Origin of the sequence: Lysinibacillus sp. NPDC056185 (assembly GCF_047737915.1) — a bacterium.
Classification (GTDB): Bacteria; Bacillota; Bacilli; order Bacillales_A; family Planococcaceae; genus Lysinibacillus.
This window is the reverse complement of sequence record NZ_JBLLLQ010000122.1, coordinates 1-1,031: the sequence shown is the minus strand read 5'-3', so window position 1 is coordinate 1,031 and position 1,031 is coordinate 1. Positions and strand designations below refer to the sequence as shown.

2 protein-coding genes are annotated in these 1,031 nt (G+C 65.1%); both read left to right on the top strand.

The features are described 5' to 3' along the window. Positions 1-517, top strand: a 517-nt coding sequence (locus tag ACMZ42_RS27330; RefSeq protein ID WP_415733473.1) for an ATP-binding protein, incomplete at its 5' end; no start/stop codon positions are given. 205 nt (positions 518-722) lie between these two features. Continuing rightward, positions 723-1,031: hypothetical protein (locus tag ACMZ42_RS27325; RefSeq protein WP_415733472.1), on the top strand; the 309-nt coding region annotated here is incomplete at its 3' end.

The window sequence follows — 1,031 nt, the reverse complement described above, 5'->3', positions numbered from 1 at the left end:
GTGGTCCCTCTCGGCTCTGGCCGAAGAAGCCGAGCTCGCAGTGAGTGAGCTGGCGGCCAACGTGATCAAGCACGTGGGAAGAGGTGTTGCTGCCACTCTGGTGCTGGAGACAGCAGGTGACCGACTGCGGATCGAGCTGCACGACAAGAGTTACCGCGTGCCGGTCCTCGGATCGGTGAACTGCGATGACGAGTGCGGGCGGGGTCTGCATCTGCTCGCCGGCATGGCTGTCGACTGGGGGACATTGCTGACCGCGACGGGGAAGGCCGTCTGGTGCGAGCTGTCGGCTGACCCGGAGACGCATTGCCGCCGGGTGCAGCGTGCTGAAACGGCCCTGAAGAAATACCGAGGCGATGTCGGTGCACCGCCTTTGCTGCAGAGTCGCTCCGCTCAGATCCTTGAGGAATCTGCCATCGACCTCATCGCGGATGTCCTGCACTGGGTCACTGCCCGGGGTGGCGACCCGGACGGGTTGCTGGACCGGGCGCAAATGCACTTCGAGGCGGAGGCGGCGTGATGGGCCCAGTGCACGAGCCGATGGTGGGCGCCTATGCGGTTCCGCCCGCTTTGGCGGTTTTCTCGATCTCAGCCCGTAGGACCGCAGGGGTACGCCATGATGCGCCGCGATGGCCTCTGTGGCACATGCGGTGGCAGTTGGCACGGACGAAGGCGAGGTCTTCTAGCTTGGTCTCGCGCGGGCCCGAGAGGTGGAGAGGAAGGACATGGTGCACTTCGATGAAGCCCTCGCCCAGGGTTCCTTACCGCTGACCGAAGTGGAACGTGCACACGGAGCACTGAAGAGGCTGCCCGAGTCTGCTTGCCTGGGCAATCTTGCGTTTGCGCAGCGCGGGATTCCGCTCGCGAAAGGTTGCCCAGCGGGTCAGGAGGCGCCCTTCGGCGGCCGGGATTCCGTCCTCATCCACTTCATCGGGCTGCTCTGGGATAAGGGCGAACTCGCCGCACGCGATTCCGTCCTCAATGGCCTGGGCGGCGAGCAGCAGCTCTGCCTCGCGTTCTGTAAACGCCTCAGC